23 protein-coding genes are annotated in these 24,715 nt (G+C 42.9%); 14 read left to right on the top strand and 9 right to left on the bottom strand.

What is annotated here, in order from left to right; all coding sequences use genetic code 11:
- Positions 1 to 110: 110 nt before the first annotated feature.
- From hemJ to serB, 6 genes are all read right to left on the bottom strand, one after another.
- Positions 111 to 545, bottom strand: a complete 435-nt coding sequence (gene hemJ, locus ACT3S4_RS03685) for a protoporphyrinogen oxidase HemJ (RefSeq protein WP_045453451.1) — start codon at positions 543 to 545, stop codon at positions 111 to 113.
- Between the two features lie 89 nt (positions 546 to 634).
- Positions 635 to 1,669, bottom strand: coding sequence for a biotin synthase BioB (gene bioB, locus ACT3S4_RS03680; RefSeq protein WP_201560583.1), 1,035 nt, complete (start codon positions 1,667 to 1,669; stop codon positions 635 to 637).
- A gap of 356 nt (positions 1,670 to 2,025) precedes the next feature.
- Positions 2,026 to 2,535 (bottom strand): SCP2 sterol-binding domain-containing protein, encoded by a 510-nt coding sequence (locus ACT3S4_RS03675; RefSeq protein WP_201560575.1) that lies wholly within the window; start codon positions 2,533 to 2,535, stop codon positions 2,026 to 2,028.
- A 402-nt stretch (positions 2,536 to 2,937) separates the two neighbouring features.
- Positions 2,938 to 3,339, bottom strand: a complete 402-nt coding sequence (aciT, locus tag ACT3S4_RS03670; RefSeq protein WP_227676010.1) for an AciT family ciprofloxacin tolerance protein — start codon at positions 3,337 to 3,339, stop codon at positions 2,938 to 2,940.
- A gap of 239 nt (positions 3,340 to 3,578) precedes the next feature.
- Entirely contained in the window at positions 3,579 to 4,574 is a 996-nt protein-coding gene (locus tag ACT3S4_RS03665) for a DUF368 domain-containing protein (protein WP_201560573.1), read from the bottom strand.
- A 176-nt stretch (positions 4,575 to 4,750) separates the two neighbouring features.
- Positions 4,751 to 5,941 (bottom strand): phosphoserine phosphatase SerB, encoded by a 1,191-nt coding sequence (gene serB / locus ACT3S4_RS03660; protein WP_444760465.1) that lies wholly within the window; start codon positions 5,939 to 5,941, stop codon positions 4,751 to 4,753.
- Positions 5,942 to 6,436: 495 nt separating this feature from the next.
- Between serB and ACT3S4_RS03655 the strand changes: the two genes are divergently transcribed.
- From ACT3S4_RS03655 to ACT3S4_RS03625, 7 genes are all read left to right on the top strand, one after another.
- Positions 6,437 to 7,903, top strand: coding sequence for a hypothetical protein (locus ACT3S4_RS03655; protein ID WP_201560570.1), 1,467 nt, complete (start codon positions 6,437 to 6,439; stop codon positions 7,901 to 7,903).
- A 184-nt stretch (positions 7,904 to 8,087) separates the two neighbouring features.
- Positions 8,088 to 8,324: a PA3496 family putative envelope integrity protein gene (locus ACT3S4_RS03650; protein ID WP_045443968.1), complete on the top strand. Its 237-nt coding sequence runs from the start codon at positions 8,088 to 8,090 to the stop codon at positions 8,322 to 8,324.
- Positions 8,325 to 8,607: 283 nt separating this feature from the next.
- Positions 8,608 to 9,165, top strand: coding sequence for a YecA/YgfB family protein (locus tag ACT3S4_RS03645; RefSeq protein ID WP_055124803.1), 558 nt, complete (start codon positions 8,608 to 8,610; stop codon positions 9,163 to 9,165).
- Positions 9,166 to 9,250: 85 nt separating this feature from the next.
- Positions 9,251 to 9,697, top strand: a complete 447-nt coding sequence (locus ACT3S4_RS03640; protein ID WP_201560568.1) for a YbjQ family protein — start codon at positions 9,251 to 9,253, stop codon at positions 9,695 to 9,697.
- Between the two features lie 60 nt (positions 9,698 to 9,757).
- Positions 9,758 to 10,222, top strand: a complete 465-nt coding sequence (locus ACT3S4_RS03635; protein ID WP_201560567.1) for a YbjQ family protein — start codon at positions 9,758 to 9,760, stop codon at positions 10,220 to 10,222.
- Positions 10,223 to 10,354: 132 nt separating this feature from the next.
- Positions 10,355 to 10,549 (top strand): hypothetical protein, encoded by a 195-nt coding sequence (locus tag ACT3S4_RS03630; protein WP_250163169.1) that lies wholly within the window; start codon positions 10,355 to 10,357, stop codon positions 10,547 to 10,549.
- A gap of 290 nt (positions 10,550 to 10,839) precedes the next feature.
- A complete protein-coding gene (locus ACT3S4_RS03625) occupies positions 10,840 to 11,763 on the top strand; it encodes a bile acid:sodium symporter family protein (RefSeq protein ID WP_045443973.1) in 924 nt (307 codons plus the stop codon).
- Between the two features lie 94 nt (positions 11,764 to 11,857).
- Here ACT3S4_RS03625 and ACT3S4_RS03620 read toward each other — a convergent pair whose 3' ends face one another.
- A complete protein-coding gene (locus ACT3S4_RS03620) occupies positions 11,858 to 12,979 on the bottom strand; it encodes a formate/nitrite transporter family protein (RefSeq protein WP_444760464.1) in 1,122 nt (373 codons plus the stop codon).
- Between the two features lie 317 nt (positions 12,980 to 13,296).
- On the opposite strand from ACT3S4_RS03620, the gene ACT3S4_RS03615 reads away from it, so the two are divergent.
- The 6 genes from ACT3S4_RS03615 to ACT3S4_RS03590 all read left to right on the top strand — a co-directional run bounded on the left by ACT3S4_RS03615 (position 13,297) and on the right by ACT3S4_RS03590 (position 21,300).
- Positions 13,297 to 16,230, top strand: coding sequence for a valine--tRNA ligase (locus tag ACT3S4_RS03615; RefSeq protein ID WP_444760463.1), 2,934 nt, complete (start codon positions 13,297 to 13,299; stop codon positions 16,228 to 16,230).
- A 319-nt stretch (positions 16,231 to 16,549) separates the two neighbouring features.
- Entirely contained in the window at positions 16,550 to 17,878 is a 1,329-nt protein-coding gene (locus ACT3S4_RS03610; protein WP_444760462.1) for an AAA family ATPase, read from the top strand.
- A 1-nt stretch (position 17,879) separates the two neighbouring features.
- On the top strand, positions 17,880 to 18,725 hold the full coding sequence (locus ACT3S4_RS03605) for a DUF4435 domain-containing protein (RefSeq protein WP_444760461.1): 846 nt from the start codon (positions 17,880 to 17,882) through the stop codon (positions 18,723 to 18,725).
- A gap of 107 nt (positions 18,726 to 18,832) precedes the next feature.
- Positions 18,833 to 20,128 (top strand): VWA domain-containing protein, encoded by a 1,296-nt coding sequence (locus ACT3S4_RS03600; protein WP_443545595.1) that lies wholly within the window; start codon positions 18,833 to 18,835, stop codon positions 20,126 to 20,128.
- Positions 20,129 to 20,423: 295 nt separating this feature from the next.
- Complete coding sequence (locus ACT3S4_RS03595; protein ID WP_444760460.1) at positions 20,424 to 20,846, top strand: YbaN family protein; 423 nt, start codon at positions 20,424 to 20,426, stop codon at positions 20,844 to 20,846.
- Positions 20,847 to 21,090: 244 nt separating this feature from the next.
- Positions 21,091 to 21,300 carry a cold-shock protein gene (locus tag ACT3S4_RS03590; protein WP_045453470.1) on the top strand — a complete coding sequence of 70 codons (210 nt, stop codon included), beginning with the start codon at positions 21,091 to 21,093 and terminating at the stop codon, positions 21,298 to 21,300.
- Positions 21,301 to 21,480: 180 nt separating this feature from the next.
- Here ACT3S4_RS03590 and ACT3S4_RS03585 read toward each other — a convergent pair whose 3' ends face one another.
- Entirely contained in the window at positions 21,481 to 22,563 is a 1,083-nt protein-coding gene (locus ACT3S4_RS03585) for a YeiH family protein (protein WP_444760459.1), read from the bottom strand.
- Between the two features lie 233 nt (positions 22,564 to 22,796).
- On the opposite strand from ACT3S4_RS03585, the gene ACT3S4_RS03580 reads away from it, so the two are divergent.
- Positions 22,797 to 23,732: a LysR substrate-binding domain-containing protein gene (locus ACT3S4_RS03580; RefSeq protein ID WP_250163164.1), complete on the top strand. Its 936-nt coding sequence runs from the start codon at positions 22,797 to 22,799 to the stop codon at positions 23,730 to 23,732.
- Between the two features lie 148 nt (positions 23,733 to 23,880).
- Here ACT3S4_RS03580 and ACT3S4_RS03575 read toward each other — a convergent pair whose 3' ends face one another.
- Positions 23,881 to 24,342 (bottom strand): universal stress protein, encoded by a 462-nt coding sequence (locus tag ACT3S4_RS03575; RefSeq protein WP_087813544.1) that lies wholly within the window; start codon positions 24,340 to 24,342, stop codon positions 23,881 to 23,883.
- Positions 24,343 to 24,715 lie beyond the last annotated feature (373 nt).

Below are 24,715 nucleotides of genomic sequence, written 5' to 3'. Positions count from 1 at the left end.
CATATTTATGATGTCCTAAAAAAAGCGCCCGTTACTTTAATAAGTAACGGACGCTTTGAGTTTAGAGGTATTCAGATTTAAAAATCAGTTATGAGCATATTTACTGGATTTTAGAAGGGCTTTACTACTACTAAGATGACGATAATGACCAATGCAAACACTGGTACTTCGTTAAACCAGCGCCAAAATTTATGCGTCTTATAATGCGGATTATCCATTAGCTTTTTACGATAAAAGCCACAAGCACCGTGATAGCCAGAGAGTAGCACCACTAATAAGAGCTTGACGTGTAACCAGCCTTGGGTTTTATACACCTCCCAGCCTAGCCCCAACATCCATAGACCGAAGACCCATGTGGCTATCATCGATGGCGTCATAATACCGCGATAGAGCTTGCGCTCCATAATAGCAAAGCGTTCATGGCTGATGCTGTCGTCACTCATCGCATGATAGACAAACAAGCGTGGCAAATAAAATATCGCCGCAAACCAGCAGACCATCGATATAATATGCGCCGCTTTAATCCAATTGAAATAATCTGCCATCACATTCTCTCTTACGATTTAATATTTTATCATCAATAATGTCGGCAAGCTTAGCGCAGATTATCCAATAATGGTAGCGATAAAAAACGCTACTCTGCCATCATCACTTGCGATTGATGACCACTCATCGCATCCATCACAGGCAATACTTTGGGCGCTCTTGGCGCGGCAAATTGCTTTGTTAGACCAAGCTCACGCATGAGTCTGTCATCGCCTGATTGGCTTGCATTGCCAGTAGTCAGCAGTTTATCGCCATAAAAGAATGAGTTGGCACCTGCCATAAAGGCCAAGGCTTGTTCAGAGTCGGATAGGCTTTCGCGGCCAGCAGACAGACGCACATAGCTGGTCGGGCAGCAGATACGTGCCACGGCAATAGTACGAATCCATTCAATCACTGACAGTTGACCTTCTGCCAATACTTTGTCGCCAATTGGTGTGCCTTTAATGGGCACAAGCAAGTTGACGGGAATTGACTCTGGCGCTTTGGGCATTTTTAGCAGCTCATGTACCCAATCGATACGGTCGTCACGGCTTTCACCCATACCGACGATATTGCCACTACAGACATTGATGCCTGAGTTACGCACGTTGTCTATGGTATCTAAGCGCTCGTCATAGCTTCGCGTGCTGACGACTTGCTCATAATAACGACGTGAGGTATCTAGGTTATGATTGTAATAATCGAGTCCAGCATCCGCCAGTTGCGTCGCTTGATTGGTATCTAGCATACCAAGGGTCATACAGGTCTCAAGCCCTAAGGCCTTCACTTCTTTGATCAGCTCAACCACATAGGGCATGTCTTTGGCGCTTGGATGTTTCCATGCCGCACCCATACAAAAGCGTGACGAGCCACTGGCTTTGGCACGTTTGGCCGCAGCAATGACTTTATCGACTTCTATGCGTTTCTCTGCTTGTAATTTAGTCGTGTCGCGGTGGTGACCGGATTGTGAGCAATAGCCACAATCTTCGGGGCAGTTACCTGTTTTGATCGACAACAAAGTACTAATTTGTACTTCATTGGCAGTGAAGTGCGCCCGATGTATCGTTTGCGCTTGCAACAACAAATCCATCAATGGCAAATCAAACAGTTCGGCGATTTCTTCGCGGCTATGCTTACGGGTCATTTTTTGGCTGGCGGTGGCATCCGTTGTTAAGTTGTTTAAAAAGTCATTGTTCAAGCCGCTGTGGCTGTTATTTTTATTATTGAACGTGTCAGTGGGGCTACTGGCATTAGGCTCTGAGATGTTAAGTAATCCTGCCATCATATAATTCCTTTTATAATAGTTTTTAAAACAATCATTTTTAAGAGAATAGTGGTTAAAAGAGTTGTGTGTGAAGCCATAAAATTTTAGGTAATAAAAAAGGCTGCGATATAGTATACCGCAACCTTTTTAGAAAATCAGAACACTGCGAAAGAGTAAAGTAACTGAGCGCTAAATAATCGTGATCTGTTTTCTTTATTTACGTCGATCTATTTACGTTATGATTTACCAAGTTTATGCTTAGCAACCCCAATCCAATGATTGGCAAGTTTTTGTGCTTTATAAGCATAAGGCTTGGCTTTTTGGATATAAGGTTTACATTCTTCTGGAATAGCTGGCACGATATGCTTAGCAAGCTTATTGAACCACATCATTAGGCTGTAATCGCCTTCGATGCTGAGGTTGCCTTCTTGTACAGCAGTCATAAAGGCAGGAAGATTGCCTTTGGTCAAAAGCTTAACACCTGTCATCGAATCCTTGAAATTGATGGTGAGGTCTGCTTTTTCAGCATGACCACTGTATTGGCTGAAGCTACCATTATCAAAGACAAAATAACGGGCGATATCCGCTTCAGTGCTGGCAAGCTCAATCGTAACATTGCGATCAGCAAATATTGCTTTCACATCTTCGTTATCACTATCAGCAAGCATGGACAAACGATAGCCAATCACAGCCAATAGCACATCTAACGGATCAGATTTAATATCTAATACAGGAACAGTAAACATAATCGAACTCCTAAAGAATGAGACGCAAAATAATGCGTACTTTATAACAATTTTTGTGACAAATATATAACTAGATTATAAACGATAGAGAGGTTGCTATTCTTTAGGAGTTACGTAGAGAGCGTTAAGTATCTTGTAACATCCAATGACGTCATCTTGATTAAAACAAGTTGTTAATATTTATAAAAATGACAGTAGAAAACAGAATAGCAACGAAAATGAATGCTCGCACTACCTATGCTAGATTGAGCGAATTTGACGGCAGGTTAATCGTAATTTCTGGACGAGATACAGTCGAATAAAGATAATGTAATACAGGCTATATAAAAGGCAAATAAAAGTACCGTAAGTAGATAATGAGCCAATCTAATAGCGTCGCTCGTTGATATAAGCGCGACTCTATCAGTGGAAGCGCGGTTGGTAGTCGTCATCATAAACAGGCGTGTGCTCGATATAGCGTGCCGCTTGCAATTGACGCTGCTGCTGAACGGATTGACTGACATCCTCGTAACGTAGTGCCCGATACAGCACCCAGCCCGCTAAAGGCAACCAACTGATACCCATGGCGATGATATAGCTGTGCCATTCTGACAGCTCTGATAGCATAGGACGACCCGCCACAATGCTTTGAATCGCCTCAACCGCTAGCCAATATGCCATACCACCAAATAGATACCAGAGCAGCCAGCGCTGTGAGGATAAGGCAAGCGCCAAAATCAAGCCTGCCAGCAAGCTATAACCAAGCAGTGCCGCCGTGCTCCACGTTTCTATACCAATAACCGAAAATATAGTCAGTAACATCATTCATCTCGCTATTCATAAGGTGAATTCCAATAGGGTCATTATGAAAGTTTGGGGAACAAAGCTAAAGAGGGGACAAGCGACTTTGCGACAACCGTTGACGTTTGGTTTTTTAGCACATTTTGATGGTTTTGTATGGCAAGGTTTAAGCATAAGCGCCGCAAGGATGGGCGCTTATTATTAAGAGTGTATAGGAGGGTTTTTGGGTTTTAAAAAGAGACTGATGCAGGTTTAAGGTAAGGTTAAGCGCGATTGCTACGAGTGCCCCACCAAGACAATAGTGAGACTAAAATCGCGCCTAGCAGCATCAGTCCTACAGTGGTTAGCCAATGTGGACCAGTAGGATATTGCCATGGCATCACGTTGTTGATCGCGTCACTATCAAGCGCGCCTAACGCATCTACTTTCCATGGCCATACTTTCACAAGCGAGCCTGCGATAAAACCTGTGAGCAAGGCCAAAGTTGCCTGATAGTAGCGAGACAATAACCATTTAAGTGCGCGAGTAAATAATAACAATCCCGTTGCCATACCCGCAATGACCGTGAAGATTATCGTAAAGTTAAGGCTATGTACGGCTTCTAATACTGCGTCATAAGCACCTAATAGTAATAAGATAAAAGACCCAGATATACCTGGCAGTATCATGGCACAAATAGCGACTGCCCCTGCAAAAAACAAATAAGGCAAGCTTGGTGTGGTCGTGAGCAATGGTAAGCTGCTAATGACCACAGCGGCAACAAGACCAGTCACGAATAGTGCTGCCCGCCCTATATTCCAACGCTGAATCTCACTCAATAATATAAATACTGTTGCGACAACCAGTCCAAAAAAGAACGACCAAATAAATAACGGTTGATTATCTAATAGGTGTTTAATAATACCGGCTAAAGTAGCAAAACTGGTGGCGATTCCCAATAACAAAAATAACAAAAAAGTGGCATCAACTTGTCGCCACACCGCAACCAAACCTTTGATTCCGCCTTCCTGTCGGAATATCTGCCAGAGATTGGGGCCGATGCTACTCAGGGCGTTAATCAAGCGCTCATAAATACCAGCAATCAGCGCAATGGTGCCGCCAGAGACACCCGGTACGATATCCGCTGCCCCCATGGCCATTCCTCGGATATAAACCCCAAATAGTTGCTTTGGACTATCGGAGGATGCAGCAGTGCTGCTCTTATCCAGTGGTTGTGGCGCTGACGGCTCATTTTGCCGCGGTGATGGTGATGCCGTCATGGACAATCCTTTTTTATTTGAAAACACAGTGAAAGTTAATGCGATGCCGCTAAGTATGCTAGGACAGTGATACGAAAATTGACTGTTGCAATGTCGCAATGTAATAAGACATAAAAGCCAGATTAATGTTAAAAACACTAACCTAGCTCCATGGTATGGTGTTGCGAGTGTAGTTGTTACTCCGTGGGCGCAAGTGCTGGATAACCAAGGGCATAAAATATGCCTTCAAGCCCTGTGACATTGATGGCGGCATCAGCACGTGCTTGCACAATGGGCTTGGCGTGATAGGCGACGCCTAGGTCTGCAATGGCCATCATCGGTAAATCATTGGCACCGTCACCGATACAGACCACTTGTGACATCTCGATGCCTAAACGTTCAGCAGTATGCTCAACGATAGCCGCTTTTTTGGCACCATTGACGATGGGCAGCTGTACGTGACCAGTGACTTCCCCTTCGTCGATATCTAGGGCGTTGGCGTGAACTTCGTCAACGCCCAATTGCTCAGCGATGTAGCGGGCAAAGTAGGTAAAGCCGCCTGATACCAGTACGGTATGGTAGCCCAAAGCCTTTAGTGCACTGATGGTAGTGCGAGCGCCCATTGATAGCGTTAGGCGGCTGCAGATATCATCTAATACATCGGTCGAGATGCCTTTTAGTAACGCCACACGCTGAGCAAAAGACTCATCAAAATCCATCTCACCGCGCATTGCCGCTTCCGTAATGGCTTCGACTTCTTCACCGATGCCCGCTGTTTTTGCCAACTCAACGATGACTTCTTGCTCGATTAAGGTGGAATCCATATCAAAGCAGGCAAGCTTGTGGGTACGTAGCATATGACCGACTGATAAAATATGGCAATCGACAATATCCAAGCGTTCAGTACTGCTCGCTTGATGGCTATCGTTATAAGCTTCGGTCAAGTCATGACGCAAGCGCGTGGTCAGCTGATCATCAATGATGTGAGCTGCTGCGGTCTTTTTGCCAGGATGCATGAGCGTATCAGTGACTGGAACCAACAAATAGCGGAATACTTGTGCTTGGGTAAAAGGCAAGCGCTGTGCATTTGCTGCTGTTGGCTCTGTATCAGAAACGGTAATATTGACAAAACTGGCATCAGTATCTTCAGCGACGGTGACCAAATGCCAGCTTGGCTGTTCGTCGACCCACGATTGCACATACTGGTGGATATCAAGCGTCGATATTTTGGTCGGTAGCACAACAATAAGAGCAAAAACTGGCAGGGACTGTAGCGCATCAAAATCTTGTAAGTTCGTGTTATCGGGTAACAGTGACGCAATAGAGTCAACGGCTTGTTGCCATGCTTTGCTGTCTTTTGGTAACGAGTAAGATGTATTGTGTGGCATGGCTCAATGGTCCCTTGTATGCTCATATAAGATTGGGAATAATAGCAGCTTTACTCGGCAGCGCCTATAGATGACGCGCAAAGTATCACCGTCGATTAAAGATGGCAGCAATCGTTGAAAAATCATTTGAAATTGAATGTGATTATTATGATAAATTTATAAATCAACTAACGCTATAAGACTTATTATGGTGATATAGTAGATAAGATAAGCGGACTGTATTCATGATGATATCCACAACAATGACTCTCAGTCGCCGCTTACCAAATGTGCCGTAGATTATCCTGAGTATTCGTATTTGAGACAGCAGTTTTTAAGTAACCAAATCTTGTTGTAAATGTTATTTTAGGCAACAACAGACGTGTCGGGTTATGGTACTTAAGTTCAATACATACTTATTAAGATGCGCACTATTATAGTTTTTTTAAATTCGCCAAAAAATGAGGGATAGCCTTGTTTTTTTAATTTCTCTTATCCAAAAAAGTTTACCATATCATGACGTATTTAGCGCCGCGGCAAGGGTTGTTTGCCATTATTCTTCTGGTTAGTTTTTGTTTGCAGACGTTGTTATTGGTCATCAGTACCGATCAACAGCTGAGCAAAAGTCGTGCGTTAAAAGGCGAGCAGATGGTCGCCCAGCTGATTGATGAAGCAAGGTTGTCTTTAGAAAATAAAGACCGTGTCAGCTTGAGTGTCATTGCCAATCGCTATACCAGCGAGCAAGACGTGACGCGCATATTGATTAAAGACAATAACGACGACATCTTGGTGCCTGTTGGCAATGCGCCCATGCAGCAAGGTGATACCATTCGGCAGATTGCCACCAATGGCGATTCGGTGATTGGCAGTGTGTCGTTGACGTTAAAAGATATTAGCAAAGGCGAGATTATCGCTATGCAATGGCCGTTCGTCATCGGTACGATGCTGCTGCATTTGTTGCTTTGGCTGGTTTATGGTTACCTTGCCCGTCCAACCAAAGAGCAAATTAACGCGCTTAGCCGCGATATTCAAGATTTGCATCGTGAGCAGTATATGCAAATCGATCAGCGCAGTTATGATCGGGAGTTTGAACGCCGTGCCACGGATATGGATAAAGAAACATCGGAGCATTCTGTAGAGATTGCGACGGACGGTCAGCCAGCCAATGCACATAAATTGGATGTACATAGTGAAGTAAACCAGTATTTAAGAACGCAACAGAATCAAGCGGCGACTGATACCACTGGCTCTGATAGTCAGCCTATCGATAGTACGACTGAAGAGCGAGCGGAGCATGATGCAGCAAATGGTGCTGCCCAAGATGAGATAAGCCGTGCTCCTAAATCTGGTAGCGCCTCTCGGTTGTCTGCCACCCGCTCATTTGACAGTGTGAGAGTGCAGATTGTATTCCATGACGAGTTCAATATGCTTGAGCGTCTGGCACCGGCTCAGCGTTTACCTTATTTGGCATTATGTACGCAGCTATTGAATCAAGCGGTGACCGAGTTACTCAAGCAGCCATTGTTGTTGGGTGTCAGCGCGATGAACGAGCCGCGTTTCGATGACACGGGTGCTAGCGTGTTGTTAAAGGCGGACAATAGCCATGCCAAAGTGGCGTTAGCAGGTGTGATGCTTGGCAAGCTGTATCTGATGCTTAACAAAATCATCCATGACAAGCACATTGAGCTAAGTCGCTTTGCACTACCTGCTAAAGCAGGGGTCAGCGATGATGCACAGGCGCAAGCAATGACGCAATTATTACACAGCGTCGGCAAAAAAGAGCAAATGCTGATTTTGTTACCTAATGCAGGTCTCAAGCAAATCAGCCACCATGTGCAGGTGCAGAGTATCATGCGCCCAACCACGGTTTATGAGCGTGAATGTGCGGTGTTCGATGGTGGTAATGATTCGATGATTCAACGCTTAGCAGATGTGCGCAATGCGGTATTGATGATTGAAAGCGCAGATGAGTCGGCTATTTAATGCTGCTTATATTCGCTTATTACTATACAATTGTCTGAGATATTGTCTCTGTCGTTATCTTTAAACAGCCTAAAAATAGGGCATTAATAATAAAAAGCATTGACAACGTGAAGTAGAGACTTTATAAGGCATATATATATTAATGTATTCTTAATACCCTTGCTAAAAATGATAGGAGTTTGTCATGAGTGACGCTGATATTGACGACGATTTTGATGATGATTTTGTCGACGATGATGATGCAAAGATGGTGGAAGAAGCCGAGACGAGCGTGCGTACGCGCTTAAGTAGTCTTGAGAAGCGTCGACTGATCGATAATCTGCTAGAAGAAAAGCGTTTGGCCAAAGAGCTAAAGGATGATCTAGACGATATAGACAATTTCGATGAAGATGGCGATGATTGGGATGATGACGATCTTTAGTTTTTAAACTTAAGTCATAGCCTAATGTGAAAGTGCTCAGTCATTTAAGCCGACTAAAGCCTTTTAATAACGGCATATTAGCTGACAGTGTAATGCTAATGATATCGCGATCGTTACTTTTTGACGGTTGCTCGCAACCCGCTCTATGCAATGATTCTTATTTTATAAAGATGGTTTGGGTGCTTTACCGAAACCATTTTTACCTTCAAATTATCCATTATTCTGCACTTAACCGATCGTTTATGGCGACAGCCGCACTCTATCTTTCAAGGACAATTACATCATGAGTAACCAACTAAGCTTCGATGAATTATTAGACTATTTGGACAATCAAGAGAGCCCATTTGTGCTTGATAGTGTCGCCGCGCATGGTTTTTTGACAGCGACAGTTATTGGGCGTCCATTACCGAATTGGCTGGATGCACTGTTTGAAGGCCATGTTAGTGAAATTCCAGAAAACGTTATCGACGGTATTCAGCGCTGGCGCGATTCTATTATCGCTGAGCTAAAAAACGAGACGCCTATTGAGCTACCGTTTGGCGAAGATGCGGGTGATGAAGAAGTGGCCGTTGATTTTTCAGATGAATCAGATATCGTTGCTTGGTCAATTGGCTTTGTCGATGCGATGTATGGCGACGAAGCCAGCGATTGGTTTGAAGATGAAGAAACGGCTGAAGATGTGGCTGTCTTGACCTTACCAATGATTTTGCTAAGCGGTATCGATGATGAAGATCCAGAGCTTGCAGAGATGCGTAAAGATGAAGACAAGCTGGCACAAATGGCCAATAGCATCGAAGGCAATTTGACCGAGTTATTTTTATTGTTCCATACCAACGATTAGCCTTTTTTATCAATATACGGACAGCGTGGTTTGGTCTATATCCAAGTTGTTGCTGTCTATATAACGTTACCGATAAGGTCGTATTATGACTGTGCAACTCTCCAATCTTGAGCATTTGCCCAACTACCAAATCACCGAGCGTTTAGATGTGGTGTACGGCAGTACCGTACGCTCAAAACATGTCGGCAAAGACTTGTTTGCTGGACTTAAGAATATCGTCGGTGGTGAGTTAACGGCTTATACCGAGCTGTTAGAAGAGTCACGCCAAGAGGCGATCGATCGGATGATTGTCAAAGCAGAAGCTTTGGGTGCAGATGCGGTTGTGGGGTTGCGTTTTTCGACCTCTAGCATCGCGCAGGGAGCTTCTGAATTGTTTGTCTATGGCACCGCTGTCAAAGCCATACCGATGCCGCAGCAAGTCTATCAAACCCCACCAAGTGACTCTCATCATCAGTCTGGTCAACAGCCAAATCTACAAAATTCTGCACCGACAGCGACCGATGACTTGCCACGTTTCAAACCTTTTGGTTAGCTAACCAAATCTTAAAGCATCGATGTTTTTTTATGATAAGTTTATGACAAGAGACGTGCCATGAATAATTCCCTTACCCAAATGCTTATCAATTACGCACCGTTTATTTTACTATTCGCTGCTGGTTGGTTTTTTGGGTCGCGTCATGAGCGCCAACATCTCGCGCAGTTAAGCATTGCAGAGCAGGAATTAAGCCATATTATGGTCTCAAGCGAGCGCTTTTATGTGCCAAAACTTGTTGCCCATACTGAGGGCGAGCTGGTACTTGGTAGTGTGGTTATTGCCCAAGATTATTTCAAAATGATTATCGCTCGGGTATTGAGCATTTTTGGCAAAAACTTGACCACTTACGAGACCTTACTCGACCGTGCCCGCCGCGAGGCTCTTGTACGTATGCGTACCGAAGCACAAGCCAAAGGCTATAACCATATCTATGGCTTACGTCTAGAAGTTAGCAATATCAATCAATTGGGCAGCATGGTTGAAGCCATCGCTTATGGCACTGCAGTGAACAGCCGTGAGTAACTCTAAAGCGCAATGAATCACTCAGAATTAATGTAATCAATATCTACGATTGAATGTCAGTCATGCGTTTTGATTGTCCCTCATCTATACCGTCTCTTACTTACCTCACCTGTTATTTATAAAGAATAAACCATGCTTCTTCTACAGATTATCGCTGGATTTATAATCCTTTATATTGTCATAAAAGTCGCTAGTTGGTTTGGAAGCCGCGACAATTCGCCAGTTTCTTTGGATTCTTCTTGGGATCAGGATAATCTTGACGATAGCGATGGTAGTGATTCAAGCAGCAGCGACTCAAGTAGCGGTGATTCAGGTGGTGGTGATTGAAGGTTGTTGTTCAATGATATTTCATCGTTCTGTAAACCCAAACACCATATTTGACTGATGAGTCGTTGAATAAAGCAAATAAGGCTGGCTTTACCCCTATATACTTGCTTTTACCCTGTCTTATTTTTTGCTGTTTTTTTAATTGATTGTCGGTGTTTAACGGCTATTGATTATGAGGATACGCCTTAGCAAGGATTGCTAATCAAGCGTCATTTAATCAGCATACTCGGTCTATAAAATTCATCTATAAAATGAACCTATAAACAGCTCTTATCTACAAGGATGTAGTTATGGAAGGTCTTGCCATAGTCACGTTAGTCAATTCAGTTATCATTCCTATTTGTCTGTTTTTAATCATGATGGGCATGGGGCTGACCCTCGTCACCAACGATTTTAAACGGGTTTTAAAATATCCAAAAGCAGTCGGCATTGGCTTGACCAATCAGTTGATACTGTTACCTATCATTGGCTTTGCGTTAGCCAATATCATGCCATTACGCCCAGAGTATGCCGTCGGGGTTATGCTCCTCGTACTGTGTCCGGGTGGCACTACCTCAAACTTATTTACCTATTTAGCCAAAGGCGATGTGGCGCTGTCGGTGACGATGACCGCGATTGCGAGCGTGATTACCGTCTTTACCATTCCCATTGTGCTGAGCTTTTCATTGATTTATTTTATGGGCAGCGGTAGTGAGTTTGAGTTACCAGTAGTAAAAACGATGCTGACTTTGGTGGTGCTGACGATAGTACCTATTAGTGTCGGTATGCTGATTAAACGCTATGCACCAACCGTTGCCGATCGTTCACAAGTCTATGTGTCTCGATTTGGGGTGATATTTTTAACGTTTTTAGTGCTGTTTTTGGGCTATGTGCAACGCGATATCATTGTCGACGCCTTTATCGCTACGGGGCCCGTATCGGTATTATTAAATCTCTCAACCATGGCGCTCGGTTATTATAGTAGTAAATGGGTCGGTCTCAACTGGGCGCAAAGAACCTCGGTGACGCTAGAAGTCGGTCTACAAAACAGTACCTTGTCGATATTTATGGCATTGACGTTATTATCTAACTACGATATGTCAATGATGCCAGCCATTTATACCTTGGTGATGTTCTTAAGCGCGGGGATTTTGGTGCGTATATTTAGTGCTCAACACGATAAGCTGAGAAAATCTGAAATAGAAGATAGCGTGTTGGCAGCGCGTATGCTGTAGATGCTGAAAACCTATAAAAGATTTAAATATTGAACCTTGTTATGGGTAATAGGTGAATTATCTATTTATAGCATTTAGCATTAACCGATACCAATCAAGGTCGGCGGGTATTTATACTGCTTCTAGCTTCCGCTTGTTCACTGGCTGTTTGTTCTTTTACTTTTTCGATTTGAAATAAGAAAGTACGGTTTTTGAGTACTGCCACAAACACCACGCCGCCGACGGTATTGCCCACCAATATCACTACTAAAAACAGTAAATAACGCCCCAAGCTGACGGTATTGCCGTATAGCAAGGCAGAAAAAATCTCAATGTTGCCCACGATACTGTGGTGCAGTCCTAAAAAACCAATACTGCCAGTAATAAGCGCTACCAAAACGATGCGGCTAAGGGTGTCGCGTGCTGAGGTCACAAGCCACGCAGTGACGCCCATCATCCAACCTGCTAAGATGGCGCTACCAAATATGACCCACCACCTAAATCCTAAAATGTGTTCGGCATAAGTGTCGATGTCGCTCACGCTAAACAGCTGCATATTTAAACCCAAACCTATCATCAATGCGGCAAACAGACAGCCGCCAACGATGTTGCCAGCGATGACAATACCCCAAAGGCGTAGCAATTTGTGTAGCGGTTCAATCTTGTTAAGCACAGGTAGGCTTAATAATGAGGTTTGTTCGGTGAATAATAGCGACTGACCAATGACGACGATGATAAAGCCAATTGGGTAAAGTAGGGAGGCGAGCACGATTGCGTATTGGCTTGGTAGCACACCACTCAACAGCGCAAAAGCCGATAAAATCATAAAGAAGCTAATGCCAATCTCAAGCCCAGCGGTAAAGGCACTGGTAAATAGCGAGCCAAGTGAGCGCTCAAAGGTTTCTTTGGCATCCATCACTTGCTCAACCAAGATACTGGCATAGCTCTTTGCTTGACTCAAGTTGTCATCATTGGCGACTTTTTTGATGGTTTCCTTATCTGCTTCGCTCATATCTTCAGAGAAATCTTCGTCTTCTAAACTTTCTGTCGCCTCGGTATCATCTGGAATCGCAGTCTTGCTAATGTCTTTATCTTCAGTAAGAGATGGTTGATAAACGCTATCATCAATCAAGCGCTTATCATCAATCAAGCGCTTATCGTCTCTTTCATTAGCGTCTATTTCATCAGCTTGAGAGTGGCTGCTATTGTTATAGGTGTGCTCGGTATCTTTGGACACGGTCGGCTCGCTGTTTATAAGATCATGATTTTAGGATAAAGACGCCATTTATATGCTAGTGATGTTATAGAATATACCTCATAGCATGACCCATATTTTATAACATCACTAGCACTTATTTTGTTGGAATCTCATTCGATTGGTGACGTTTATGGGCTTTTGCGCTTATTAATGGGGCAATGCCACTCTGCAAGTCTGATAAATTGCCTTAGCATCTAACAAAATCTGGCCATCTGCGTTAAAATCACTCTATTCATTATTTTCATAATTTTTATATTCGCTTTAATCACATTCAATCAATAAAAGATAATGCCATTATGAGTAACCACAACCTTACCACATCTATTCAAGCGGCCTTAAGCCAGTTAGAGAATGCCTATAATCCTGCGGAAGTCGAAGCAGGCATGTATCAAGGCTGGGAAGAAAGCGGCTATTTTAAGCCGACCTTTGATAAAGAAGAGTCGTTCTCTATCGCCTTGCCACCACCGAATGTCACTGGCTCGCTGCACATGGGTCATGGCTTTAACAATGCCATTATGGATGCGCTCACGCGTTATCACCGTATGGATGGTGATAATACGCTTTGGCAACCAGGTACGGACCATGCAGGTATCGCGACCCAAATGGTTGTTGAACGTCGTTTGGAAGCACAAGGCATCAAACGTCGTGACATGACGCGCGAAGACTTCATCGATAAAGTATGGGAATGGAAAGAAGAGTCGGGCGGCAATATCACCAGCCAAATTCGCCGTTTGGGCAGCTCGGTCGATTGGTCGCGTGAGCGTTTTACCATGGATGATGGTCTGTCTAACGCGGTAAAAGAAGTGTTCGTACGCCTATTCGATGATGGTTTGATATATCGTGGTAAGCGTTTGGTCAACTGGGATCCAAAGTTCCAAACTGCATTGTCTGATTTAGAAGTAGAAAACCATGACGAAAAAGGCAGCTTGTGGCATTTCCGCTATTATTTCACGGATAAAGATCTGACCACTCAAGATGGTAAAAACTATCTGGTGGTAGCGACTACGCGTCCTGAGACTTTGCTGGGTGATACCGCTGTTGCAGTCAATCCTAGCGATGAGCGTTATGCGCATTTGGTTGGCAAAACCATTACCTTGCCAATTACGGGTCGTGTCGTGCCTATCGTCGCTGATGATTATGTCGAAAAAGACTTCGGTACGGGCTGTGTAAAAATCACCCCAGCGCACGATTTCAACGATTATGAATTGGGTCGTCGTCATAGCTTACCATTGATTAATATCCTTGATGAGCGCGCCAATATCTTAGCAGCGATGGAAGTGTATCCTGATCTGCAAACACGTGAGCCAGAGTTGGAAACCACGCCAAGTGAGTATGCAGGACTTGAGCGTTTTGCCGCACGTAAGTTCCTTGTTGAGCAAGCAGGTGATCAAGGCTGGCTAGAAGACATCGAGGACTACGCACTCAAAGCGCCGCGTGCTGAGCGTGGTGGTACGATCGTTGAGCCGTGGTTGACCGATCAGTGGTATGTCGCGGTTAAAGAATTGGCTAAGCCTGCGATTGATGCGGTAGAAGACGGCAGCATCGAGTTTGTCCCTGCACAGTACAAAAACATGTATATGTCGTGGATGACCGATCTACAAGACTGGTGCATCAGCCGTCAGCTCTGGTGGGGACATCGTATCCCTGCATGGTATGACGATGAGACTGGTGAAGTTTATGTTGCCCGTGACGAAGCGGAAGTGCGTAGTAAATACAGTCTCAGCGATGACGTGATCTTGCGCCAAGATGATGACGTACTCGATACGTGGTTCAGCTCTGGTCTATGGACGTTCAGTACGCTTGACTGGGCAGACGTCAACGCCGACCCACGCGTGATGGACACCTTCCACCCGACCAGCGTGTTGGTGACAGGTTTTGACATTATTTTCTTTTGGGTGGCGCGCATGATCATGATGACCATGCACTTCGTGAAAAACGAAGACGGCACGCCGCAAGTACCGTTTAAGACCGTCTATGTGCATGGTCTGGTACGTGATGGCAATGGTCAAAAAATGTCAAAATCGAAAGGTAACGTCTTAGATCCGATTGACCTCATCGACGGTATTGATCTGGAAGCGCTGGTAGAAAAACGCACCAGCAATATGATGAATCCGAAAGACGCGGCTAAAATCGAAAAGCAAACGCGTAAAGAATTCCCAGAAGGCATCCCAGCCTTTGGTACGGATGCGCTACGTTTTACCTTTACCTCGCTTGCCAGTACCGGTCGCGATATCAACTTTGATCTAAAGCGTGTCGAAGGCTATCGTAACTTCTGTAATAAAATCTGGAACGCCAGCCGTTTTGTACTCATGAACTGTGTCGATAGCGAAGGTTCTGCCAAGCCTATCGACCAAGCGGCAAACCCTGACGTTTGGGAATTACCAGAAAAATGGATCATGAGTCGTCTGAACTCTACCGTTGCCGATATCCATCAGCATTTCGCTCAGTATCGTCTCGATATGGTCAGCCAAGATATCTATGAGTTTATCTGGAATGAGTACTGTGATTGGTACGTTGAGCTTGCCAAAGCCAGCCTAAATGATGACTCAGTATCTGACGAACGTAAAGCGCAAATCCGCTATGTGCTACTGCACGTACTAGAGACTGCGCTGCGCTTCACCCATCCAATCATGCCGTATCTGACTGAGCAAATCTGGCAGACCATCGCGCCGCTACTGGGTCGTAAAAACACCGACAGCATCGTGGTCGCTGACTATCCACAGACCGATGCCAGCCAAATCAGTGAGCAGACCGAAGCGGATATGGCATGGCTACAAGAGCTAATCGCGAGCGTCCGTAACATCCGTGGTGAGATGAAATTGGGTAATGCTGTACGTTTGCCAGTGCTACTACAAAACGTGTCTAGCGACGAAGATGCGCGTCTGTCACGTATCAAAAACCAGTTCAAAGCACTTGCCAAGGTCGAGAGCCTAGAGATCGTCAAAGAAGGTTATGACGTGCCACTGTCTTCATCAAGTATGGTTGGTCAGCTGCGCGTACTTGTACCAATGAAAGGTCTGATCGATCCAACGGCTGAGCTGGCTCGTTTGGGTAAGTCATATGACAAACTAAAAGGTCAAGCTGAAGGTATCTCACGTAAGCTAGGTAATGAAGGCTTTGTCAGTAAAGCGCCAGTGGAAGTGGTCGATGCAGAGAAAGCAAAACTGGCTGAGCTAGAAGGGCAGCTCACGGCGATGACGGCACAGATGGAGCAGTTAAAGGCGTTGTAAATAAAGCGTAAATATTTATATTGTCAAAGAACGCTGTCACGATTGTGATGGCGTTTTTTATTATTTACTGCTTAGTTCTCTGAATAGCTCTTGATCCTGCATTATAACTGGATATTTGTGTGCTATTATTTACAGTCTATTAATATGAACTCGAATATATCTATATAAGCTGCAAAAAAGTATTTTCATTAAAGCGTCTATAGAAGTAGTTAATGCTAAACTGGCTGAATGTGAAGGAAAGTTGACGGTGATGACAGCGAAGATGCAAGAATTAAGGGCATTATAAACTAAAATTTAAATAGACTTATAGAGGTTATCAATGATAATAAAAGGTTTTGAAGCTACAGATGTCTTTGGTTACTTAGACTTCAATATCAAATTTAATGAAGATAAAAATTTCTTAGTTGGAGGGAATGGTTCAGGTAAGACTACAGCGTTAAAGCTAATGAACGCTTTGATAAATCCTAGCTTTAGAGAGCTATTAGTAACTCCATTCGAAGATTGTTCTTTATCATTAGAGGTAAATGGAGAAGAAATATATATTCATGCTTTCAGGAGAGACGAAAATATTATTTTGGCTATAAGCAACTGTGAGTCTGAGGTGATATTACCATCGAACAATAGTTCTGAGATGGAAATATTTTCTAGAAGAGAGGATAGGTTTGAAGAGTTATTAGAGGATCTAACCAGAAAACATTCATCTGATCCAGTAATTAAAGCTATATCTGAAATAAATTCTCCAGTTTTTTTGGGTTTAGATAGACGTGCTAATCTTTCTGAGCCTAAACAGGATTATTTTCTTGAACGTGAAATATGGTTAAGTGGCAAAAACAAGCAGATTAATAGGTCAAGAAGGTTTATTCAAGGTTCTATCGGTCAAAGCCTTATGGAGATTGAAATGCTTGTAAAGGATACTTACAAGCATATTAGAAATCTAGAAATTGAACAATCGCATATACTAAGAAATCAAATACTTATGTCATCATTCAAGTATTCAAAATTTGATAAAGAAAATTTTGCTTTAAAGCATGCTGGAAGAAAAGAACAGAAAAAGCTAATAGCAAGTAAAAATGAAATAAAAAAAGCTCTTACTAATATTATTGGCTTCGATGCATCCATAAATGAAGAAGTAGATACTTTTTTTAATGATTTAAACGAATTGTTTGATGGGCTATCATCGACTAATAGAAGCGATATTGGTATTGAGCTACTCTTAAATACAGCACAAATTGATAGAATGTATAGAGTAGTTGATATTATTGAGGAGCATAAATCTAGAAATGATAAGTACTATAAGCCTATAAATGATTTTCTCGGTATAGTAAATGAGTTTTATGAAGACTCTGGTAAAAGATTAGAGATAGATACAGTTGGGCAGCTATTGGTCAGAAGACCTGATGGAAATGAATGTACAATCGAAGGCTTGTCATCAGGAGAGCGTCAGTTGCTAGTTATATTTGCCCATTCATTCTTTAACTACAACAACGTGTTCATAATAGATGAGCCTGAATTATCGTTGCACTTAGGTTGGCAAGAAAAGTTCGCTGAGACTATTTTTCTAGCAAATCCTAGATCACAGTTTATTTTAGCGACACATTCTCCAGAAATTGTTGCTGGTAACAAAGATAAAGCTGTGGAGTGTAGATAATATGATCCCCGAAAGAAGCCTACAAGCTAAATCTGCAAAAAGTGTTTTTTTTCAAAAAGAAAATGATATTGATATATATATAGAAGATACAGCGTTTGGTTACGAAAAACTTTTTACTATCTTGCTATCTCGTATTTTCAAAGATAAATATAGAATAAAGAAAGTATTTCCATTAGGTGCTAGAGGAGAGGTTATTAGACACCACAGCAATGAATCAAGTAAGCGGCCATTCTTGTATATTATTGATGGAGACTTATTTTTACTTACCGGAGACACGGTCGAGAGTAACCAAGGGCTCTATCGGTTACCTTGCTATTGTATAGAAAATATTTTATGTGACCATAAATCAATTATTGAGGTTCTAGATGAGGAGGAGTCCTGCAGAAATATTCAAGATCTGCGAAATAGCTTCAACTATCAAGATTGGGAGTTGAGAAATAAAGATAAATTATTTAAGTTATTCATTGAATATGCTATTTCAAAGCTATTAAATCCTCAAAAGAAAACAGTAGCTTTTAAGGTTAGTAATTTAGTTTCTTGCGATCAAGGAACTATAGATGATACTAAATTACAATGTAGAATTGATGACATTAGAAGCTCTATTATTAGTGTAAGTAGCCAAGAAATATATAATTCTACCAGAACTAAAGTGTTGAGCAGTTTTGAAGATTCGTCTATAACAGAATTAAGCACTGTTTCAGGTAAAGATTATCTGTTTCCACTATTGAAAACTAGAGCTAAGTCAACCGTAAAAACTAAGATTTCAGATATTAATTTTAAACAAAGAATAGCTAAGAGGTGTGACCTAAACAGTATTCTAGATATTGAGAACTATGTAAGCCCTTAGTTTCACCATAGCAGAAAACCGCTCTAGCTCATGCTTTAGCGGTTTTTTAATGTCAGCAAATAGTCTATTATTATTCAAAGGAATAACACGCTAACGTAAGGAACACCATGAACCATCTCACCGTCGGACAACGCGCGCCTATAAGCAATCTTGCTATTGACGATACCGCACCCATCACGCTTAAGTTCACCCGCCAAAGCCCGATAGAGATGGACATCAGCTGCTTTGTCTTAGACGCAGCGGGCAAACTGATCAACGATGATTACATGGTGTTTTACAATCAGCCAACCTCACCTTGTGGGCAAATTAAGCTCACTTATTACGAGTCGCAGCCAACGACAAATAAAGGCATCCAAGCCGAGTTTGAAGTGAATTTATCCAAACTGGCTACGAATATAGACAGCTTGTTTTTTGTATTATCAGCTGACACACTGCTCAATCAAATCCAATCGTTAGAGATTGGCATTTGGCAGCAATCGCAAAAGGTACAGGCAGAATATCAATCAGCAGACTTTGCCCAGCAGCAAGCCAGTATGCTGATGCAACTTTATCGTAAAAGTGGCGTTTGGCGAGTATCCAACGTCGCGCAAGGATTTAATGGTGGTTTAGCTGCGATCGTGCAGCATTTCGGTGGTGATGTAGAAGAGGGCAATTCGACAGCAGCAGAGGCAACTGCAACGCCAGTTCAAGCAAAACCATCGTTAGAGAAGGTTATGCTAGACAAAGCACCAAAATTGGTCAATTTGGCCAAAAAAGCCACGATATCGCTTGAGAAACGCCAATTGCAGCAATTAACAGCAAAAGTCGCATTGGTGCTAGATGCCTCAGGCTCAATGAATAGACAGTACAAAAAAGGCCGCGTGCAAGAAGTGGTCAATCGTCTATTGCCATTAGCAGTGAGCTTCGATGACGACCAGGCGCTAGACTGCTGGGCGTTTGCCCGAGATCCGCAGTATTTAGGCGAGATTGGGTTAAGCAACTATGACGGTTTTATTGACAACGCTCATGGCGGCTGGCGCAAATGGGCACTTGGCCCGCGCGTGAATAACGAAGCAGAAGTCATGAAAGCCGTGACGGAGTTTTATCAAAAGGACGGCTTAGATGTGCCTGTCTACGTGCTATTTATCAGTGATGGCGGGGTGAATGACAATCGCGGTATCACCAAAGTCATTACGGAAGCCGCGAAACTACCGATATTTTGGCAGTTCGTGGGCTTGGGTGGTCGTGGTTATGGCATCCTAAAAAAACTGGACGATATGGAAGGGCGCGTGATTGATAATTGCGACTTTTTTGAATTAGATGACTTGGATGATATCAGTGAAGAAGCCTTATATGAAAACATGCTAGAAGAGTTTCCAAGCTGGCTAAAAGAGGCACGCGAGATAGGCTTGATAGCGAAATAACTAAATCAGGATAGTATCTTTAACGATAAAACCGTTCATAGTCTAGCTATGAGCGGTTTTTCATTGCTGAAAATTTAGTCAAAGGTGGTGAGTTCACTTACCCAACCACTAACCAAACGTACCTATTGATAGCAAAAACCTCGTAAAAATAGCCTTGTACCATTTTGAGTGATATTGCATGCTTAGCTACCTATATAGGTAGGCAGTTCTATAAATGATTATCTGGTTTAAGAATATAGCTGTCTAACCTTCATTAAATATTAGCCCTTCCATATCATTCAATGACAGTATTTTTATGAGCCAACAAAAAAAAGCCTTTTATTATCGACCCAAAACCAATCAGCATAACAGCCCAACGGTGCGTTGGACGTTTGTCATACTGGGCTGGCTATTTTTTATATTAGGGATTATCGGTGTATTACTGCCAGTCATGCCGACTGCGCCTTTTATATTACTAGCAGCAGGTTGCTGGGCACGTAGTTCGCGGCGTTTTCATTTTTGGCTGATCAATCATAAATACTTTGGGAAATTTGTCCGCGATTGGGAAAATAATCATGCGGTGCCACTCTATGCTAAGTGGTTAGCGACAATAATGATGACTATTTCAACAACGATGTTATTTTTTAATATTCCCGCCGATATGATATGGATGGCATGGCTGGTAGCCGTGGTCTGTACTGGGGTAGCGGTCTATTTGTTCCGTCTGCCAAATGCCTAAAATGCGTTGATTTTCAGGTCAAAAATCGTAAGAAATGGGCTTTAGTTACATGAAAGCTAAGATAAGACTTGCGAAATCAGGATGTTCCCCCTATAATACGTCCAAGCTTAAGAGCAGTTCTGCACCAAATCATTACCTCGTAGTATTAGTTATAATCCTTCGTTTTAATATTTATCGTTCAGTAGCTATTTGCAAGCGTTATCGGTCACTAGGCCATTAATAAATTTAAAAGTAGGATTATATTATGTCAGACGTTCAAAAAGGTACAGTTAAGTGGTTCAACGAAGCTAAAGGCTTTGGTTTTATCGCTCCAGAAACTGGCGCAGACGTTTTTGCTCATTACAGCGAAATCACTGGTTCAGGCTTCAAAACTTTAGCTGAAGGCCAAGAAGTTGAGTTCACTGTAACTCAAGGTCAAAAAGGCCCACAAGCCCATAACATCGTTGCTATCTAATTTGTCTTTATAGACACTTAGAGCAAGATGAAAAAAAAGCGAACCTTCGGGTTCGTTTTTTTTCGTCTAAAATTTGGTGTAGATTACTTATAAAAAAGCCTACTTACTATGTTAATAGTCGTAGGCTTTGTTGATTCTGCATAAATTTATAGTGGGCAAGCTATCATAGGAATGAGCGTCTTATAAAAAACTGATACCTATATTTATTAGACCACCACCAACGATCAGCCAAGCGAACATAATCGCCCCCAAAATAAGGGGTTTAACGCCAGCTTGTTTAATAGCGCCCAAATGCGTGGTTAGACCAAGCGCAAACATCGCCATGGTGAGCAGCACATCGTCTAGCATCACCATACGACGCTCAAAGCTTGCGGTCATCGGCACCCAAGTATGTAGTAAAACGATGGCAATAAATATAAAGGCAAACCAAGGGACTTTGACTTGTTGGACACGATTTATAAACGATGGTTTTTTGCCATTGTCGCTGCTACCTTTGGTTAAGGCAAACGATAAAATAAGTAAAAAAGGGGCAAGCATCATGACGCGTATCATCTTGGTGACAACCGCTGTGTCACCCACTTCAGGACTGACTGCGTTACCAGCGACGACGACTTGCGCCACTTCATGAATGGTGGAACCCGTATAAATCCCGTACTGCTGAGCATTTAGCCAAGGTTGCAACCAACCAAGATGGTATAAAAATGGATAGAGCAGCATCGCAACCGTACCAAAGACCACCACTGTCGCCACGGCGATAGTGACTTTGTGTGCTTCCGCTTTGACCACTGGCTCTGCGGCAATCACTGCGGCGGCACCGCAAATACTTGCGCCTGACCCAATTAATAGCGTCGTTTGTTTATCGACTTTTAACCATCGGGTACCTATCCAATAGGTGAGTAAAAAGGTCGATGTCAATACCAACGCATCGCTCATCACCGCAGACAGTCCGACACTTGATACTTGCGTTAAGGTCAGCTTAAAGCCATAAAACATGATGGCGAGGCGCAATATTTGACCTTTGGCAAATGCCACGCCGACACTTAAGCGCTCAGCAAGGTTAGGATAGACCGTATTGCCCAATACCATACCAATGAGAATGGCTAAAGTGAGAGAAGACAAGCCAACGATACGTCCATTGGTCCATGTGTTGACACTAGTATTGAGCCATAAACAAAATAAGCTGCCAATCAGCACGACGATAAGCCCTGCTAAATGGCGGCTGCGCGGGAAATAGTTATTTACTGATTGGGTCAAGGCGTACATGACTGACTGTCCTATTATGTATTATCTATAATCGAAATAAGCATAAGCTTATGAATAGACATTATAAGGCAGACCAATCTATAATAAAAACAGATTAATTAGATAAAAACTATCGATTTTTTAGGTTAATAAAAGTCTTTGGGCTAAAAAGATGGTTTTTTAGATAATAAAGGGCTTTTAAAGTAACAGGTGCTTTTTAGATTGTATCAATAAGATGGGGTATCAGAGAAATTATGAAAAAAGCCATGCAGGTATTACCAAAGATTACCCTCAAGCAATTATCGGTGTTTGTCAGTATTTATCAAACGGGTAGTACTAGCCGTGCCAGTGAAGCGCTGCATTTATCGCAGTCGGCGGTCAGTAGTGCGCTGACAGAATTAGAAGCAAGGCTGCAAATGCCACTGTTTGAGCGCGTCGGACGTAGGCTCAATCAGCACCCCAACGCCCATCCTATTTATATACAGGCACAAGCCATTTTGGGGCAGGCCTTAACTCTAGAGCATTATCATAAGCATCAAGCAGGGCAGATTCATATCGGTGCCAGTACCACGATCGGCAATTATGTGCTGCCGCCGCTGCTTGCCAAGCTATATGCGACGCTACCCGATGCCCATATCGATATGTATATCGCCAATACTCAAGAAGTGGTCAGCGAAGTTGAGCAGTTAAATATTGATATTGCGCTCGTAGAGGGTATGCCGCGCCCCACAGATATGAAGGCGATCGAGCAGCGTGCGTGGCGGACAGATACCTTGATGATCTTTACCAAGCGCGATAGCAAATGGTTGACAGGCATGGCCGCGTATAACGATGCGGATAATTGCTACGAGCTTAGCATTGCACAACTGGCAAAACTGCCGCTATTGGTACGAGAGGCAGGGTCAGGTACACGGCAAATTATCGATGAGCAGCTACTCAAGCATTTGCCTGATGCGGAAATTGTGATGGCGATTCAGCAGTCGGAAGCTATTAAGCATATGGTGAGTGCAGATATTGGTCTTGGCTGTTTATCACAGCATGTCATTCAGGCAGAGCTGACAGCAGGAGCGCTGGTACAGGTGAAAGTCGCAGGCATCGATTTGTCGCGGACTTGGTGGCTAGTGTGGCATAAAGCCCGCCATCAAAGCCCGATTTGGCAAAGTTTTATTGATATTTTGACAGCAGATTAATTTTAGTGATAAATATAGAGGTATTAGCGAGAATATCTAATATTTTAATAAATAATAAAAAAGCGCAAAGTTATACAATGCGCTTTTTTTAATGAGCTTTTTTAATAGTTTTAACTAACTTGGAAACGACGTTAAGTCTTTTCTTAAACTACTTATTAACGGGTTTATCCAGTCTTACGACCAAGCTATCGCATGGGACGTTAGGCAAGATATTATCTGCCGTCGCGCCACTGAGCCAAGCGGCGATACCATGGCGTTCATGACGACCGATGACCAACAAATCAACATCATGCTTGTGACAATAGTTGACGATACCTTCACTGTTAGAGATGGCAGTGGTCACTTCAGAATTCACCGCATGTAGGTCATTACGGTCTAAAAACTGTGCCAATTTAGCGCGCGCTTCTTGACAGCGTTCATCGTCAATTTCATCGTATAAGCTGGAGGCTGGCACCAGCTCATAGCCAAAGCCAACCATAGTATCTTTGACGATATGTAATACCGATAACTTAGCATTAGGACGATTCTCGACGATACGTTTGGCCTTTTGGGCGACCACATCAGCATCGGACATTAAGTCGGTGACCAATAAAATATGTTCGTAACTCATGAGCGGCTCCTTGTGACAGATGATTTTAACTATAGCACTACTGATGGCTGCTGTTAAGTACGCTTTGAGTTCGCTTTGTGAAAATCCGACATTCTGCCATATTGGTCATCTTTATTACTACGGTATCTTGACTTATGGAGGTGCGAACCCCATCTAATTCCGTTAGGCAAATTCTTTTTAATTTATACCGGCGCATTGCTGTCATTTAAAATGATGCACGGGTACATGCCATTAAATTTGAATATTACTCATAGGTTAATCACAATAATACGCACAATATTTTTATATAAATATCATATAAAAAACACCCTACGATAAGTACTAAATACACTATTTATCTATTGTTTACTCCGATTTTATTTTATCGCCACTG

The organism is Psychrobacter sp. AOP30-A2-5 (assembly GCF_052378115.1).
In the GTDB taxonomy this organism is placed as follows: domain Bacteria; phylum Pseudomonadota; class Gammaproteobacteria; order Pseudomonadales; family Moraxellaceae; genus Psychrobacter.
This window is presented reverse-complemented; position numbering and strand designations above follow the sequence as displayed.